The organism is Enterobacter sp. 6722112, from assembly GCF_058661685.1.
In genome coordinates this window covers 2,484,899-2,498,025 of record NZ_JBZWGR010000007.1, presented here as the reverse complement: position 1 = coordinate 2,498,025, position 13,127 = coordinate 2,484,899, and the positions used below count along the sequence as shown (strand labels likewise).

At 50.5% G+C, this 13,127-nt stretch carries 16 protein-coding genes and 3 tRNA genes; 14 read left to right on the top strand and 5 right to left on the bottom strand.

Features of this window, described 5'->3' with window-relative positions; translation table 11 throughout:
* The first annotated feature begins 17 nt into the window (after nt 1-17).
* The 7 genes from AC4OVU_RS13480 to sdiA all read left to right on the top strand — a co-directional run bounded on the left by AC4OVU_RS13480 (nt 18) and on the right by sdiA (nt 5,705).
* Complete coding sequence (locus AC4OVU_RS13480; RefSeq protein WP_003859623.1) at nt 18-737, top strand: RNA polymerase sigma factor FliA; 720 nt, start codon at nt 18-20, stop codon at nt 735-737.
* A gap of 54 nt (nt 738-791) precedes the next feature.
* Nucleotides 792-1,343 (top strand): flagella biosynthesis regulatory protein FliZ, encoded by a 552-nt coding sequence (gene fliZ / locus AC4OVU_RS13475; protein WP_015570235.1) that lies wholly within the window; start codon nt 792-794, stop codon nt 1,341-1,343.
* A gap of 86 nt (nt 1,344-1,429) precedes the next feature.
* Entirely contained in the window at nt 1,430-2,230 is an 801-nt protein-coding gene (gene tcyJ / locus AC4OVU_RS13470; RefSeq protein ID WP_110293055.1) for a cystine ABC transporter substrate-binding protein, read from the top strand.
* Nucleotides 2,231-2,333: 103 nt separating this feature from the next.
* Complete coding sequence (dcyD, locus tag AC4OVU_RS13465; protein WP_017693220.1) at nt 2,334-3,320, top strand: D-cysteine desulfhydrase; 987 nt, start codon at nt 2,334-2,336, stop codon at nt 3,318-3,320.
* A gap of 21 nt (nt 3,321-3,341) precedes the next feature.
* The gene (gene tcyL / locus AC4OVU_RS13460; RefSeq protein ID WP_003859632.1) at nt 3,342-4,010 is read left to right on the top strand and encodes a cystine ABC transporter permease; all 669 of its coding nucleotides are present in this window, start codon (nt 3,342-3,344) and stop codon (nt 4,008-4,010) included.
* Nucleotides 4,007-4,759, top strand: coding sequence for an L-cystine ABC transporter ATP-binding protein TcyN (gene tcyN, locus AC4OVU_RS13455; protein ID WP_003859634.1), 753 nt, complete (start codon nt 4,007-4,009; stop codon nt 4,757-4,759). Before tcyL ends, tcyN begins: the two co-directional genes overlap by 4 nt.
* Before the next feature lie 223 nt (nt 4,760-4,982).
* Nucleotides 4,983-5,705, top strand: coding sequence for a quorum-sensing transcriptional regulator SdiA (sdiA, locus tag AC4OVU_RS13450; protein ID WP_017384479.1), 723 nt, complete (start codon nt 4,983-4,985; stop codon nt 5,703-5,705).
* A 64-nt stretch (nt 5,706-5,769) separates the two neighbouring features.
* Here sdiA and AC4OVU_RS13445 read toward each other — a convergent pair whose 3' ends face one another.
* Both AC4OVU_RS13445 and AC4OVU_RS13440 read right to left on the bottom strand, forming a co-directional pair.
* Nucleotides 5,770-5,994, bottom strand: a complete 225-nt coding sequence (locus AC4OVU_RS13445) for a DUF2594 family protein (RefSeq protein WP_003859644.1) — start codon at nt 5,992-5,994, stop codon at nt 5,770-5,772.
* Nucleotides 5,981-6,061, bottom strand: a complete 81-nt coding sequence (locus AC4OVU_RS13440; protein ID WP_418235935.1) for a hypothetical protein — start codon at nt 6,059-6,061, stop codon at nt 5,981-5,983. The genes AC4OVU_RS13445 and AC4OVU_RS13440 overlap by 14 nt, the downstream gene beginning before the upstream one ends.
* Before the next feature lie 397 nt (nt 6,062-6,458).
* On the opposite strand from AC4OVU_RS13440, the gene uvrY reads away from it, so the two are divergent.
* The 7 genes from uvrY (at nt 6,459) to AC4OVU_RS13405 (ending at nt 10,733) form a co-directional block, all read left to right on the top strand.
* On the top strand, nt 6,459-7,115 hold the full coding sequence (uvrY, locus tag AC4OVU_RS13435; RefSeq protein ID WP_017384478.1) for a UvrY/SirA/GacA family response regulator transcription factor: 657 nt from the start codon (nt 6,459-6,461) through the stop codon (nt 7,113-7,115).
* Nucleotides 7,112-8,944: an excinuclease ABC subunit UvrC gene (gene uvrC, locus AC4OVU_RS13430; RefSeq protein ID WP_047731769.1), complete on the top strand. Its 1,833-nt coding sequence runs from the start codon at nt 7,112-7,114 to the stop codon at nt 8,942-8,944. Before uvrY ends, uvrC begins: the two co-directional genes overlap by 4 nt.
* 56 nt (nt 8,945-9,000) lie before the next feature.
* A complete protein-coding gene (gene pgsA, locus AC4OVU_RS13425; RefSeq protein WP_003859652.1) occupies nt 9,001-9,549 on the top strand; it encodes a CDP-diacylglycerol--glycerol-3-phosphate 3-phosphatidyltransferase in 549 nt (182 codons plus the stop codon).
* Nucleotides 9,550-9,712: 163 nt separating this feature from the next.
* A tRNA-Gly gene (locus AC4OVU_RS13420) sits at nt 9,713-9,788 on the top strand.
* Between the two features lie 51 nt (nt 9,789-9,839).
* Nucleotides 9,840-9,913: transfer RNA gene (locus AC4OVU_RS13415), tRNA-Cys, on the top strand.
* A gap of 11 nt (nt 9,914-9,924) precedes the next feature.
* Nucleotides 9,925-10,011 (top strand) — tRNA-Leu (locus AC4OVU_RS13410).
* 278 nt (nt 10,012-10,289) lie between these two features.
* On the top strand, nt 10,290-10,733 hold the full coding sequence (locus AC4OVU_RS13405; protein WP_032634721.1) for a hypothetical protein: 444 nt from the start codon (nt 10,290-10,292) through the stop codon (nt 10,731-10,733).
* A gap of 139 nt (nt 10,734-10,872) precedes the next feature.
* Here AC4OVU_RS13405 and AC4OVU_RS13400 read toward each other — a convergent pair whose 3' ends face one another.
* Genes AC4OVU_RS13400 through AC4OVU_RS13390 form a run of 3 tightly spaced genes read right to left on the bottom strand, consistent with a single transcriptional unit; the run spans nt 10,873 to nt 12,984 of the window.
* Nucleotides 10,873-11,883, bottom strand: a complete 1,011-nt coding sequence (locus tag AC4OVU_RS13400; RefSeq protein ID WP_058652862.1) for a tyrosine-type recombinase/integrase — start codon at nt 11,881-11,883, stop codon at nt 10,873-10,875.
* Nucleotides 11,883-12,110: a DUF4224 domain-containing protein gene (locus tag AC4OVU_RS13395; protein ID WP_072207491.1), complete on the bottom strand. Its 228-nt coding sequence runs from the start codon at nt 12,108-12,110 to the stop codon at nt 11,883-11,885. Before AC4OVU_RS13395 ends, AC4OVU_RS13400 begins: the two co-directional genes overlap by 1 nt.
* Nucleotides 12,111-12,150: 40 nt before the next feature.
* Entirely contained in the window at nt 12,151-12,984 is an 834-nt protein-coding gene (locus AC4OVU_RS13390; protein ID WP_491928700.1) for a hypothetical protein, read from the bottom strand.
* Nucleotides 12,985-13,127: the final 143 nt, after the last annotated feature.

Genomic DNA, 13,127 nt, shown 5'->3' with positions numbered 1-13,127 from the left:
ACGCAGGGCTGTTTATCGTGAATTCACTCTATACCGCTGAAGGTGTAATGGATAAACACTCGCTGTGGCAGCGTTATGTTCCGCTGGTGCGTCACGAAGCATTGCGCCTCCAGGTGCGTTTGCCGGCGAGCGTGGAACTGGACGATCTGCTACAGGCGGGCGGTATCGGGTTATTGAATGCAGTTGACCGGTACGACGCTCTGCAAGGAACGGCATTTACGACTTACGCAGTGCAGCGTATTCGTGGTGCGATGCTGGACGAGCTGCGCAGCCGCGACTGGGTGCCGCGCAGCGTTCGCCGCAACGCGCGCGAAGTGGCGCATGCGATGGGGCAGCTGGAACAGGAGCTGGGGCGCAACGCGACGGAAACCGAAGTAGCGGAGCGTCTGGGCATTCCTGTTGAAGAGTATCGCCAGATGTTGCTCGATACCAATAACAGCCAACTCTTTTCTTATGATGAGTGGCGCGAAGAGCATGGCGATAGCATCGAGCTGGTGACGGATGAACATCAGCAAGAAAACCCGTTACACCATTTACTGGAAGGGAATTTACGCCAGCGCGTGATGGAAGCGATTGAAGCTTTACCGGAACGTGAGCAACTGGTGTTAACCCTCTATTACCAGGAAGAGCTCAATCTCAAAGAGATTGGCGCCGTGCTGGAGGTGGGCGAGTCTCGGGTGAGCCAGCTGCACAGCCAGGCCATTAAACGCCTGCGCACAAAACTGGGTAAGTTATAGGTGAGTCATTCGCCTTGGAAATGCCGCACAACGTATTGACAACCAGGAGTTATCATGACGGTGCAGCAATCTAAAAGACGGCCTTTAAGCCGCTACCTGAAAGACTTTAAACACAGCCAGACGCATTGCGCCCACTGTAAAAAATTACTCGACCGCATCACGCTGGTTCGTCGCGGTGAAATCGTGAATAAGATTGCGATTTCCCGCCTCGACACGCTGATGGATGAAGCCGCCTGGCTTGAAGAGCAAAAAGAGTGGGTAGCGCTTTGCCGTTTCTGTGGCGATCTCCATTGCAAAGAGCAAAGCGACTTCTTCGATATTATCGGCTTCAAGCAATTCCTGTTTGAACAAACGGAGATGAGTCACGGCACCGTGCGTGAATACGTGGTTCGCCTGCGCCGCCTGGGTCAGCATTTGACCATGCAAAATATCTCCCGCGATCTGCTGACAACCGGATACCTGGATGAAAATCTGGAGCCCTGGCTGCCCGCCACCAGTACCAACAATTACCGCATCGCGCTGCGAAAGTACGCGCAATATAAAGTCCAGATGCCGGGCGTCATAAAGCAGAAAGTCCGCGCCGGAACAACTTCTGATATATATTAAAAAAGAATAAGATGTAGCGCAGCCGCCTTTGACGTTGCAGGCGATTTCTCTACACTACTCAAAAATTCCACTGTATCGGAGTACTTATGAAATTAGCACTTCTGGGTCGTCAGGCGCTGATGGGGATGATGGCCGTTGCGCTGGTCGCGGGGATGAGCGTGAAAACGTTCGCGGCAGAGAATCTGCTTAACAAAGTCAAAGAGCGCGGCACGCTGCTGGTTGGGCTGGAAGGAACCTATCCTCCGTTCAGCTTCCAGGGCGACGACGGTAAACTGACCGGTTTTGAAGTGGAGTTTGCGCAGGAGCTGGCAAAACACCTCGGCGTTAAAGCCTCCCTGAAACCCACCAAATGGGACGGGATGCTGGCGTCACTGGACTCCAGACGTATTGACGTGGTGATTAACCAGGTAACCATTTCTGACGAGCGTAAGAAGAAGTATGACTTCTCCACGCCGTACACCGTGTCCGGTATTCAGGCGCTGGTGAAGAAAGGTAACGAAGGCAGCATCAAGTCCGCAGCCGATCTGAAAGGTAAGAAAGTCGGCGTCGGTCTGGGCACCAACTACGAAGAGTGGCTGCGCCAGAACGTGCAGGGCGTGGACATCCGTACCTACGATGATGACCCGACGAAATACCAGGATCTCCGCGTAGGCCGTATTGACGCCATTCTGGTTGACCGCCTGGCGGCGCTGGATCTGGTGAAGAAAACCAACAATACCCTGGCTGTCGCGGGCGATGCGTTCTCCCGTCAGGAGTCCGGCGTGGCGGTGCGTAAAGGTAACGAGGATCTGCTGAACGCCATCGACGGCGCCATTGCTGAGATGCAGAAAGACGGCAGCCTGAAAGCGCTTTCTGAGAAGTGGTTCGGCGCTGACGTGACGAAATAAGTCTTTGACTGACAAAAAAAGGCGCTTTTAAAAGCGCCTTTTTTATTTCTCGCGCGTCTGCGTGCATAATGAAATAACAATTGTTTGCGTGACCGGAGGAACCATGTCACTACAGAATTTAACGCGCTTTCCCCGTCTGGAATTTATCGGCGCACCCACGCCGCTGGAGTATCTGCCGCGATTTTCTGACTATCTGGGGCGCGATATTTTCATTAAGCGTGACGATGTGACGCCCATGGCGATGGGCGGGAATAAGCTGCGCAAGCTGGAATTTCTCGCCGCCGATGCCCTGCGCGAAGGCGCGGACACGCTGATCACCGCCGGGGCAATTCAGTCTAACCACGTTCGCCAGACGGCGGCAGTGGCGGCGAAGCTGGGGCTCCACTGCGTAGCCCTGCTGGAGAACCCGATCGGGACGCAGGCAGAGAATTACCTGACTAACGGTAACCGTCTGCTGCTGGATCTGTTCAACGTGCAGGTTGAAATGGTCGACGCGTTGACCGACCCGGCTGCACAGCTCGACGAGCTGGCGACGCGTCTGGAAGCGCAGGGTTTTCGTCCGTACGTGATCCCGGTTGGCGGCTCGAATGCGCTGGGTGCCCTCGGCTATGTTGAGAGCGCGCTGGAAATCGCTCAGCAGTGCGAAGGCGCGGTGAGTTTATCCTCGGTGGTGGTGGCGTCCGGCAGTGCGGGGACCCATGCTGGTTTAGCGGTCGGGCTTGAGCAACTGATGCCGGAGGTCGAGCTGATTGGCGTGACGGTTTCCAGAAGCGTTGCGGACCAGAAGCCGAAAGTCGTCACCCTGCAACAGGCGGTGGCTGAACAGCTTGCGCTTCAGGCGAAGGCAGAGATACTGCTGTGGGATGACTATTTCGCGCCGGGCTATGGCACCCCCAATGATGAAGGGATGGAGGCCGTTAAGCTGCTGGCCCGTCTCGAAGGTATTCTGCTCGACCCGGTCTATACCGGCAAGGCAATGGCGGGCCTGATCGACGGCATCGCCCGCAAGCGCTTTAAGGATGAAGGACCCATTTTGTTTGTTCATACTGGCGGGGCGCCTGCGCTGTTTGCCTATCATCCTCATGTCTAAAAATCAGGTAGAAAAATAATAATGCAAGAAAGTATTCAACTGGTTATTGATTCGCTGCCGTTCTTGCTTAAGGGCGCGGTGTTTACTTTACAGCTCAGTATCGGCGGGATGTTCTTCGGGCTGGTGCTCGGGTTTGTGCTGGCACTGATGCGCATGTCGAACATCTGGCCGGTGCGGTGGCTGGCGCGGTTTTACATCTCCGTGTTCCGCGGAACGCCGCTTATCGCCCAGCTGTTTATGATTTACTACGGGCTGCCACAGTTTGGTATTGAGCTGGATCCGATCCCGGCGGCGATGATTGGCCTGTCGCTGAATACCGCGGCGTACACCTCTGAAACGCTGCGTGCGGCGATCTCCTCCATCGATAAAGGACAGTGGGAAGCGGCGGCCAGTATCGGGATGACCCCGTGGCAGACGCTGCGCCGGGCGATCCTGCCCCAGGCGGCGCGCGTGGCGCTGCCGCCGCTGAGCAACAGCTTTATCAGCCTGGTGAAAGACACCTCGCTTGCGGCGACCATTCAGGTGCCGGAGCTGTTCCGTCAGGCGCAGCTGATCACCTCGCGCACGCTGGAAGTGTTTACCATGTATCTGGCGGCCTCGCTGATTTACTGGGTGATGGCGACGGTACTGTCCGCTCTGCAAAACTATTTTGAAAACCAGCTTAACCGCCAGGAGCGTGATCCAAAATGAGTGCAATTGACGTCAAAAACCTGGTGAAAAAATTCCATGGACAAACGGTGCTGCATGGCATTGATCTTGAGGTTGAGCAGGGCGAAGTGGTAGCAATTATCGGCCCGAGCGGGTCAGGCAAAACCACGCTGCTGCGCAGCATCAATTTACTGGAGCAGCCCGAAGGCGGGACGATCCGCGTGGGTGATATCACCATTGATACCGGGAAACCCATCAGCCAGCAAAAAGGGCTGATTCGCCGCCTGCGCCAGCATGTCGGCTTCGTGTTCCAGAGCTTTAATCTCTTTCCGCACCGCACGGTGCTGGAAAACATTATTGAAGGGCCGGTCATCGTCAAGGGGGAACCTAAGGAAGACGCGACGGTCCGCGCCCGCGAGCTGCTGGCGAAGGTTGGGCTGGCAGGGAAGGAGACGAGCTATCCGCGTCGCTTATCTGGCGGGCAGCAGCAGCGTGTCGCCATTGCGCGCGCGCTGGCGATGCGCCCGGATGTGATCCTGTTTGACGAACCCACGTCCGCGCTCGATCCTGAGCTGGTCGGGGAAGTACTGAACACGATCCGACAGCTGGCGCAGGAGAAACGCACGATGGTGATTGTGACGCATGAAATGAGCTTCGCTCGCGACGTTGCCGATCGGGCTATTTTCATGGATCAGGGGAGAATAGTTGAGCAGGGGCCGGCTAAAGCGCTGTTTGCCAATCCGCAGCAGCCCCGAACCCGTCAGTTCCTTGAAAAATTCTTAATGCAGTAGCATTTTAGCGTTCAATTTGCTCCAGATGCCGCTTCTGGAGCAAATTATCCTCCCTTAAACTCCGTTCTGTTGCTTTTTTATTCCGCCTGATGTGGATAAGCCATCGCCAAATTAAAGATAATCTGCCTGTGGCCGATATTTTATATAAATAATCATGCTTTATGTGTTAGGTTATATTCACCATAATAATGATTATCTTTATCAGAGGCTTCATTCAGTAAGTATGAGGGATATAGACTTTTTCACCTGGCGACGGGAATGCTTCCTCCGGTTTCAGGAAATGACCTGTGCCGAAGAGGTATATCAGGAACTTCAGCGACAAACGCAGGCGCTTGAATTCGATTATTATGCGCTTTGTGTTCGACACCCTGTGCCATTTACCCGCCCGCGAACATCCGTCCATTCCAGTTATCCGCAACAATGGATGGCGCAATATCAGTCCGAGAATTATTTCGCCATTGACCCGGTGCTGAAGCCGGAGAATTTCATTCAGGGACATTTGCCCTGGACGGATGAATTATTCACGGATGCCCAGCAATTATGGGACGGCGCGCGGGACCACGGATTACGCAAGGGAATAACGCAGTGTCTGATGATGCCAAATCATGCGCTCGGTTTCCTCTCCGTGTCATGTACCAGCTTACAGGCACACTCGATATCCAGTGAAGAAGTTGAGCTGCGTTTACAAATGCTCGTCCAGATGGCACTCACTACACTGTTGCGCTTTGAACATGAGACGGTGATGCCGCCTGAAATGAAATTCAGCAAGCGTGAGCGGGAAATTCTGAAGTGGACCGCAGAAGGGAAGACGTCAGCAGAAATCGCCATCATTCTCTCCATCTCGGAAAATACCGTCAATTTCCATCAAAAGAATATGCAGAAGAAATTCAACGCACCGAATAAGATCCAGATAGCGTGTTATGCCGCGGCGACGGGGCTTATCTGACTGATATCACGTTCTGCGTGTCAGACGAGAAAACGGCTGAATGCTTTGCATCCAGCCGTTTTTGTTACTGGCGGTAGGCTTGTTTAATTTGCTTAACCGTATTGGCAAAAACAGCGGATTCCGCCTGGTCTTCCATCTGCGCGATCTGTTTTTCCATTTTAATGATCACACGACCAGCATCAGCCTGGCCCATCGCCTGTAGCATAAGCGTCAGCAGCGACTTCAGGCAGTTTACTTCCTGTGCCAGTTCCTGGTTATTCTCGGCAGTGGCAAATTCAGGTGTGCTCATTTATTTTCCTCATTATAAAACAGCGCATGAGCGCGACGATGAAAGTTAAGGCGGCGGAGTATACCACAAGCTACGGCAAAAAATGCAGTGGTTGTTTTTTATACTTATCGCGCAGTGATTATTGGGCGGCGCGGATTATGAAGGTACCCTGTCCAATATGTTAGCGACAATTAAATGTTTATCCCCGGTTCGCCATTCGTTAATTGTTGTTACAAAAAATCGCGCGCTCTTTTTCGTTTGAGTTAACAACTGTTTTAGTAACTTTTCGAATGTCGATGCTAAAAAATAGCGGTAAAAGCCCGGCGGGCAAGGGTTTTCTTTCCACTTACTGTACAGCTTAATTTCCAAAAACGAGACCAGAATCGAATAGCCGATTTTTTAGCGTTTTAATCTTGCATGGAAAACCGTTAATATAAACCCAATTAGCAGTCAGTAGCGTTATCCCTATTCTGGAGACATTTCCTTTGATCAACGTCCTTCTTGTTGATGACCACGAACTGGTGCGCGCAGGGATACGACGCATTCTTGAAGATATAAAGGGTATTAAAGTTGCCGGCGAGGCGTGCTGTGGCGAAGATGCCGTCAAATGGTGTCGCGCTAACTCCGCAGACGTGGTGCTGATGGATATGAACATGCCCGGTATTGGCGGGCTTGAAGCCACGCGCAAAATCGCGCGCATGTTCGTTGATACCAAAGTTATCATGCTGACCGTCCATACCGAAAATCCGCTGCCCGCCAGGGTTATGCAGGCGGGTGCTGCCGGGTATCTCAGTAAAGGCGCCGCGCCGCAGGAAGTCGTCAATGCGATCCGCACCGTACACGCCGGGCAGCGCTACATCGCTTCTGATATTGCTCAACAGATGGCTCTGAGTCAGATTGAACCGGAAAAAACGGAATCTCCGTTTGCCAGTTTGTCTGAGCGCGAATTGCAGATTATGCTGATGATCACTAAAGGTCAGAAGGTGAATGAGATCTCAGAGCAGCTGAATCTCAGCCCGAAAACGGTCAACAGCTATCGCTATCGAATGTTCAGTAAACTGAACATTCACGGTGATGTCGAACTGACTCACCTGGCCATTCGCCATGGTTTGTGCAATGCGGAGTCGTTAATAAGTCAGTGAGTGAAGCGTTCGATTCAAAAGCATTTCTGAAAACCGTCACCAGCCAGTCAGGCGTCTACCGTATGTACGATGCTGGCGGTACGGTTATCTATGTCGGTAAGGCGAAAGATCTGAAGAAACGCCTTTCCAGCTATTTCCGCAGCAACCTTGCCTCCCGTAAAACCGAAGCGCTGGTCGCACTTATACATAACATTGATGTCACCGTAACGCATACGGAAACGGAAGCGCTGCTCCTTGAGCACAACTACATTAAGTTGTATCAGCCGCGCTACAACGTTCTGCTGCGCGATGACAAATCCTATCCGTTTATCTTCCTGAGCGGCGACACGCACCCGCGGCTGGCGATGCATCGTGGCGCTAAGCATGCGAAAGGTGAATATTTCGGCCCGTTCCCGAACGGTTATGCCGTGCGGGAAACGCTGGCGCTTTTGCAAAAAATCTTTCCTGTTCGCCAGTGCGAAAATAGCGTTTATCGCAACCGCTCCCGGCCATGCCTGCAATATCAGATTGGCCGCTGCCTGGGGCCGTGCGTTGAAGGGCTGGTGAGCGAAGAAGAGTACGCGCAGCAGGTGGAATATGTCCGCCTGTTTTTAGCCGGGAAAGACGATCAGGTGCTGACGCAACTGATTGCCCGTATGGAAAAAGCCAGCGCGGCGCTGGAATTTGAGGAGGCCGCACGCATCCGCGACCAGATTCAGGCGGTGCGCAGGGTGACCGAGAAGCAGTTTGTTTCCAATACGGGCGACGACCTCGATGTTATCGGCGTAGCCTTTGACGCCGGTCTGGCCTGCGTTCATGTGCTTTTTATTCGTCAGGGCAAAGTGCTCGGCAGCCGCAGCTACTTCCCGAAAGTGCCGGGCGGCACTGAGCTGGGTGAAGTGGTGGAGACCTTCGTCGGCCAGTTTTATTTGCAGGGCAGCCAGATGCGTACGCTGCCCTCGGAGATCCTGCTCGACTTCACGCTCGATGATAAAACCCTGCTGGCGGAGTCGCTTTCAGAGCTGGCAGGCCGCCGGGTGAATGTTCAGACGAAACCGCGCGGTGATCGTGCGCGTTATCTGAAGCTGGCGCGAACCAATGCCGCCACGGCGCTGACCACCAAACTGTCCCAGCAGTCGACCGTCAGCCAGCGTTTAACCGCGCTTGCTACGCTGCTTAAGCTGCCGGAAGTGAAACGCATGGAATGCTTCGACATCAGCCATACGATGGGTGAGCAGACCGTGGCGTCGTGTGTGGTCTTTGATGCCAACGGTCCGCTGCGGGCAGAGTATCGTCGCTATAACATCACCGGCATTACGCCCGGTGACGATTATGCCGCCATGAACCAGGTGCTGCGCCGTCGCTATGGTAAAGCGATTGAAGAGAGCAAAATCCCGGACGTTATCCTTATCGACGGCGGGAAAGGGCAGTTGGGGCAGGCGAAAGCGGTATTTGAATCACTCGACGTGGAGTGGGATAAGAACCATCCGCTGCTGCTAGGGGTAGCGAAAGGGGCAGATCGTAAGGCTGGCCTGGAAACGCTGTTCTTTGAGCCGGAAGGCGAGGGCTTTAGCCTGCCGCCGGATTCCCCTGCGCTGCACGTGATCCAGCATATCCGCGATGAGTCGCACGATCACGCCATCAGTGGGCACCGTAAAAAACGGGCAAAAGTGAAAAATACCAGTACCCTTGAGACGATTGAAGGGGTCGGGCCAAAACGTCGCCAGATGCTGTTGAAGTATATGGGCGGATTGCAAGGATTACTCAACGCCAGTATGGAAGAAATTGCAAAAGTGCCGGGTATTTCGCAAGGGCTGGCAGAAAAGATCTACTACTCGTTGAAACATTGAGGGCTCTGTAGCAACATAGAGCTAAATTTTACTGACAACAGACAGTTACCGTCATCATGCGATTTAATATCCCTACGTTGCTCACTCTCTTTCGCGTTGTGCTCATTCCGTTCTTCGTCCTGGCATTTTACCTGCCGGTCGTCTGGGCGCCTTTTGCCTGTGCGCTTATTTTCCTGATCGCTGCCGTGACGGACTGGTTTGACGGTTATCTGGCGCGTCGCTGGAACCAGAGTACCCGCTTTGGCGCGTTCCTCGATCCGGTTGCGGATAAGGTGATGGTGGCAATCGCGATGGTGCTGGTGGCGGAACATTATCATACCTGGTGGGTAACGCTGCCTGCCGCGACCATGATTGGCCGTGAGATTATTATCTCTGCCCTGCGCGAGTGGATGGCGGAGCTGGGTAAACGCAGCAGCGTGGCGGTGTCCTGGATCGGTAAAGTTAAAACCACCGCACAGATGGCGGCGCTGGTATGGATGCTGTGGCGTCCGAATGCCTGGGTAGAGTGGGCCGGCATTGGTCTGCTGTGGGTTGCGGCGGTGCTGACGCTGTGGTCAATGCTGCAATATTTGAACGCTGCGCGCGGTGATTTGCTTGAACAGTGATCGTTTCGGCTTAATTTTCAGCAAACGATCCTGAGATGCAAAAAATAACGTTGACTCAAAACGTCATATCAGTAGAATGCAACGCATCGAACGGCGGCACAGTTAGCCGGACGACAATGAAATCAAGTGGTTAGGAAGTAGTTAAATAGTTACTTGATGACATGCGGGAATAGCTCAGTTGGTAGAGCACGACCTTGCCAAGGTCGGGGTCGCGAGTTCGAGTCTCGTTTCCCGCTCCAGATTAATGCATCGGCAGCTTGCGGGTGCAGGTCGAAAGACAACAGATTTAAGGCGCGTTAGCAAAGCGGTTATGTAGCGGATTGCAAATCCGTCTAGTCCGGTTCGACTCCGGAACGCGCCTCCACTTTCTTCCCTGGCCGGATGGTGGAATCGGTAGACACAAGGGATTTAAAATCCCTCGGCGTTCGCGCTGTGTGGGTTCAAGTCCCACTCCGGCTACCATGGGAAAACTAGAATAAAATCAATGATAAGCAGTGTCGTATAAACCACCGAAAGGTGGTTTTTTATTGCCTAATTTTCGCCATTCACCATTCTTTCGCCATTACGTTTCGCCATTCGAGAATTTTTTTACGGTGAAGTACCTAAGTACAAGTTAAATTTTACTTCAGGTTATTCGTTCTTGCTCTATGATGGTATACGTGTAATTTAACGAGAAGCCGAACTCGATATTCATACAAGTAAAATATCTCTCTAAGCATAAAATTTAAGGAGAATTTTAAATGCGTGCCTTTACTTCAGTAGTTTTGTTCCTTTGTTGTATTCTCAATCCAGTCCATGCTGAAGGCTGGTACATCAATAAACGTGGTGAACCAACAGTCATGTCAGATGATGGCTATTGGTATATGCTTCTTTCAAAGTCTATGAAAGGTGATGTGAATGCCTACCTGTTGCCTCGTAACGGTATCGAATGTAAAGCTTCTGGCAGTTCGTCAAGCATGTATGTTAATGGAACTAAATTGCGTTGGTGGCAGAACTGCGACCCATCTATGGGAATGTATTGGTACGCTTATACACAAGCAGGAATAAATCACCTAATTGGTGAATTCATGCGCCGTCAAACAGTCACCATCCGTGACGGTAGCTTAACAATTGTTTTTTCTGCGGTAGGCTTTAATGACAAAGCTCGACAGTTCATCGACGATGTAGCTGATCCTGGTTTATAAGATGTTTCGCGTCTTCAAGTTTGAAAAATACAAGTAAGAGCACCCTTCCTCGATTTTGAAGATGATAACTGGATCTGATTATTAGAATGAGAATGATTATCTGAAGAGTCTTGGTTCTTAAGTGTATTTGAGGAGGGCATTACTGCCCCCCGACCACCGGTACTACAGAAATTTTTCGGTTATATCTCGCCGTTTGTGATGCATTTTTATGCCCTGAAATTTCCTGCTTCTCGTGAAGTGTTCCTTTCAGATCGGATATCCCTTTAGCTTTCAGATCATGGAACGTGAAGTTAAACTCAAGCTCAGGAAATTTTTCAGCAGCTAACTTTTTAGCTTTCATCCACTGCGCATTAAATGCATCTCGTGTGTAACGAGACCCTGACTGCTGGTGGATAACGTACAGACTTACCATGCCACTATTTAACGGAAGGGAATCGGCCAAGGTAATCGCTTTCGATAGGCGTGCTGTCCAGGCCTTAATCTGACTCACTGCCGTCTTGCTTTGCTGAATTAAAATGCCTTCATCAAGTATCTGACTCTTTTTAAGATCAAGAATGTCACCTTGACGTGCGCAGCATAAATACGCCAACTCCATGGCAATCTTCACTGGTAATGACGAAACGCTGAATAGAGCATCATATTCTTTGTCCGTGACGTACCGTGTGCGCGCCTGCTCCTTAAATTGCTTCACACCATGGCATGGATTCATCTTCACCTTGCCACGCTCATATGCCCACCTGAACACCCTCGACATAAACGCTTTCTCTCGGTTCGCCTGAACCCTGCTTTTAACACCTCTCTTATCCATATACTTCCTGATATGCTCAGGCTTAATGTTGTCTGGCTTCATCTTCCCGAAAACAACATTTACTTTTGAACCATATTTTCTGTAGTCCTTTCTGGTTTCGGTGGCCAGTTCATGAAAGTCGCCCGAGTTAAAGAACTCTTCACAAAGTGCGTGAAAGTTGGAACCTGCCCTGATATCGTTGATGAAGTTTTCATAGGCAGCCCAGACCTGAGACTTAGTAAGATCGCGATTGCACAATCTCACAGTTCTGCCGTCTGGCGTTCTGAACTCATAGGCTGATTTGCCCCGGCGAACGCGGGGCGGCATCCAGTTATCTTCCGGGTTTTTGCGGATTCTAGGCATTACATGTCCTTAAAGTTTGGTTCTTCTTCCTCTGGATTGTTGTCTACCTGCTTCAGGCCAGCTGGATTAGTTACATGATCCCATGTAGTTCCCGGCCTGCCATCTTTACGTGGTACAAAAAATACACCGCTTTCTTTCAGCGCTCTGCACTGAAGGGAAGGGCGGCGATAACCAGTAAGTTGATAGAGGTCATCAGGGGTAAGAAAACGTTGGCTTTGTCCGCTCATCGTATAGCTCTCCACTTAACCGGCTGCACCCGGCAAAATATCAATCAGTTTTTAAAACGCTGAATGCCATGAATACTTCTAAGGTGAATCTTCTGTAGAATTTTACGAACCCACAATAGAAAACATATGTCATCAGTAGCATAGATAAAGTTGATAATATGTTAAATCCAAACATTTCGTCTGTTAGGGTATTAATTACAAGTCTGACGAAAGCTACCCAAAAGAACAATAAAAATACCAAGCACACGTTCCTGCAAAATCCATATAATGCTACATAATTCTGTATTTTAGGCTGATGGTTGGAGGAGTGTTCATATGAGTAATGGTAGGCTAATCTAAAAAGATCACCTCGTAAGGCATAACCATTTTTAAGTTGAGATAAATCTACTGAAAAAATCTTCTTATAAGACTTTTCCAGCATGCTCCATAGCGGCGAAGCTAACTCCTTTGTAAGCTCTCGGGAGTACAGTTTATAAAAAGTAATTCTATCAAGAATAAATACTGGTAGTAATATCGTCTTAATTATTAGATACTTAGTTGTTCTGCCGTAATCTTTTTTGACTTCGTCTTTGAAATCATTATTTAACTCCCAAAAAAGATAGATAGAAGGGTACTGTAATGTATCATTCATATACTTTTCAACTAGAAAAGCAGAGCATATTGCTATTGCATGGCCAATGATATATGCAAGTATAACAATTGAAGAATATCCCAACAAACTGAGAGAAGATTCCTGTGCGATTGCAGTTTTCTTTAGTTGGATGATTACATCCCAATCCAGAGTGATCCCGCAAAAATATAGAAGATATAAAAACAATCCTCCTGGTATCAGGTAGCCAAGAAAATCATATATTGAAAAGGGGTTCTGGTTCATATCTTTTCACTCCCAAAATTGTGTTTGCTAGGGGGCAACACTATAAACGATCTACCTCACGAAGTTTATCTACTATTTTTTTTCGATTGGATTACGTTGTAAGTAACCGATTGATTTATTCATAAACCATTAATGTTCTTGAT

Bases quoted from the DNA above. Each gene is read 5' to 3' on its own strand.
- AC4OVU_RS13405 (WP_032634721.1), top strand. From the start codon at position 10,290: ATGCGTGCCTTTACTTCAGTAGTTTTGTTCCTTTGTTGTATTCTCAAT.
- sdiA (WP_017384479.1), top strand. From the start codon at position 4,983: ATGAGGGATATAGACTTTTTCACCTGGCGACGGGAATGCTTCCTCCGG.
- pgsA (WP_003859652.1), top strand. From the start codon at position 9,001: ATGCGATTTAATATCCCTACGTTGCTCACTCTCTTTCGCGTTGTGCTC.
- fliZ (WP_015570235.1), top strand. From the start codon at position 792: ATGACGGTGCAGCAATCTAAAAGACGGCCTTTAAGCCGCTACCTGAAA.
- tcyN (WP_003859634.1), top strand. From the start codon at position 4,007: ATGAGTGCAATTGACGTCAAAAACCTGGTGAAAAAATTCCATGGACAA.
- tcyL (WP_003859632.1), top strand. From the start codon at position 3,342: ATGCAAGAAAGTATTCAACTGGTTATTGATTCGCTGCCGTTCTTGCTT.
- dcyD (WP_017693220.1), top strand. From the start codon at position 2,334: ATGTCACTACAGAATTTAACGCGCTTTCCCCGTCTGGAATTTATCGGC.
- AC4OVU_RS13395 (WP_072207491.1), bottom strand. From the start codon at position 12,110: ATGAGCGGACAAAGCCAACGTTTTCTTACCCCTGATGACCTCTATCAA.
- AC4OVU_RS13400 (WP_058652862.1), bottom strand. From the start codon at position 11,883: ATGCCTAGAATCCGCAAAAACCCGGAAGATAACTGGATGCCGCCCCGC.
- AC4OVU_RS13390 (WP_491928700.1), bottom strand. From the start codon at position 12,984: ATGAACCAGAACCCCTTTTCAATATATGATTTTCTTGGCTACCTGATA.
- tcyJ (WP_110293055.1), top strand. From the start codon at position 1,430: ATGAAATTAGCACTTCTGGGTCGTCAGGCGCTGATGGGGATGATGGCC.
- AC4OVU_RS13445 (WP_003859644.1), bottom strand. From the start codon at position 5,994: ATGAGCACACCTGAATTTGCCACTGCCGAGAATAACCAGGAACTGGCA.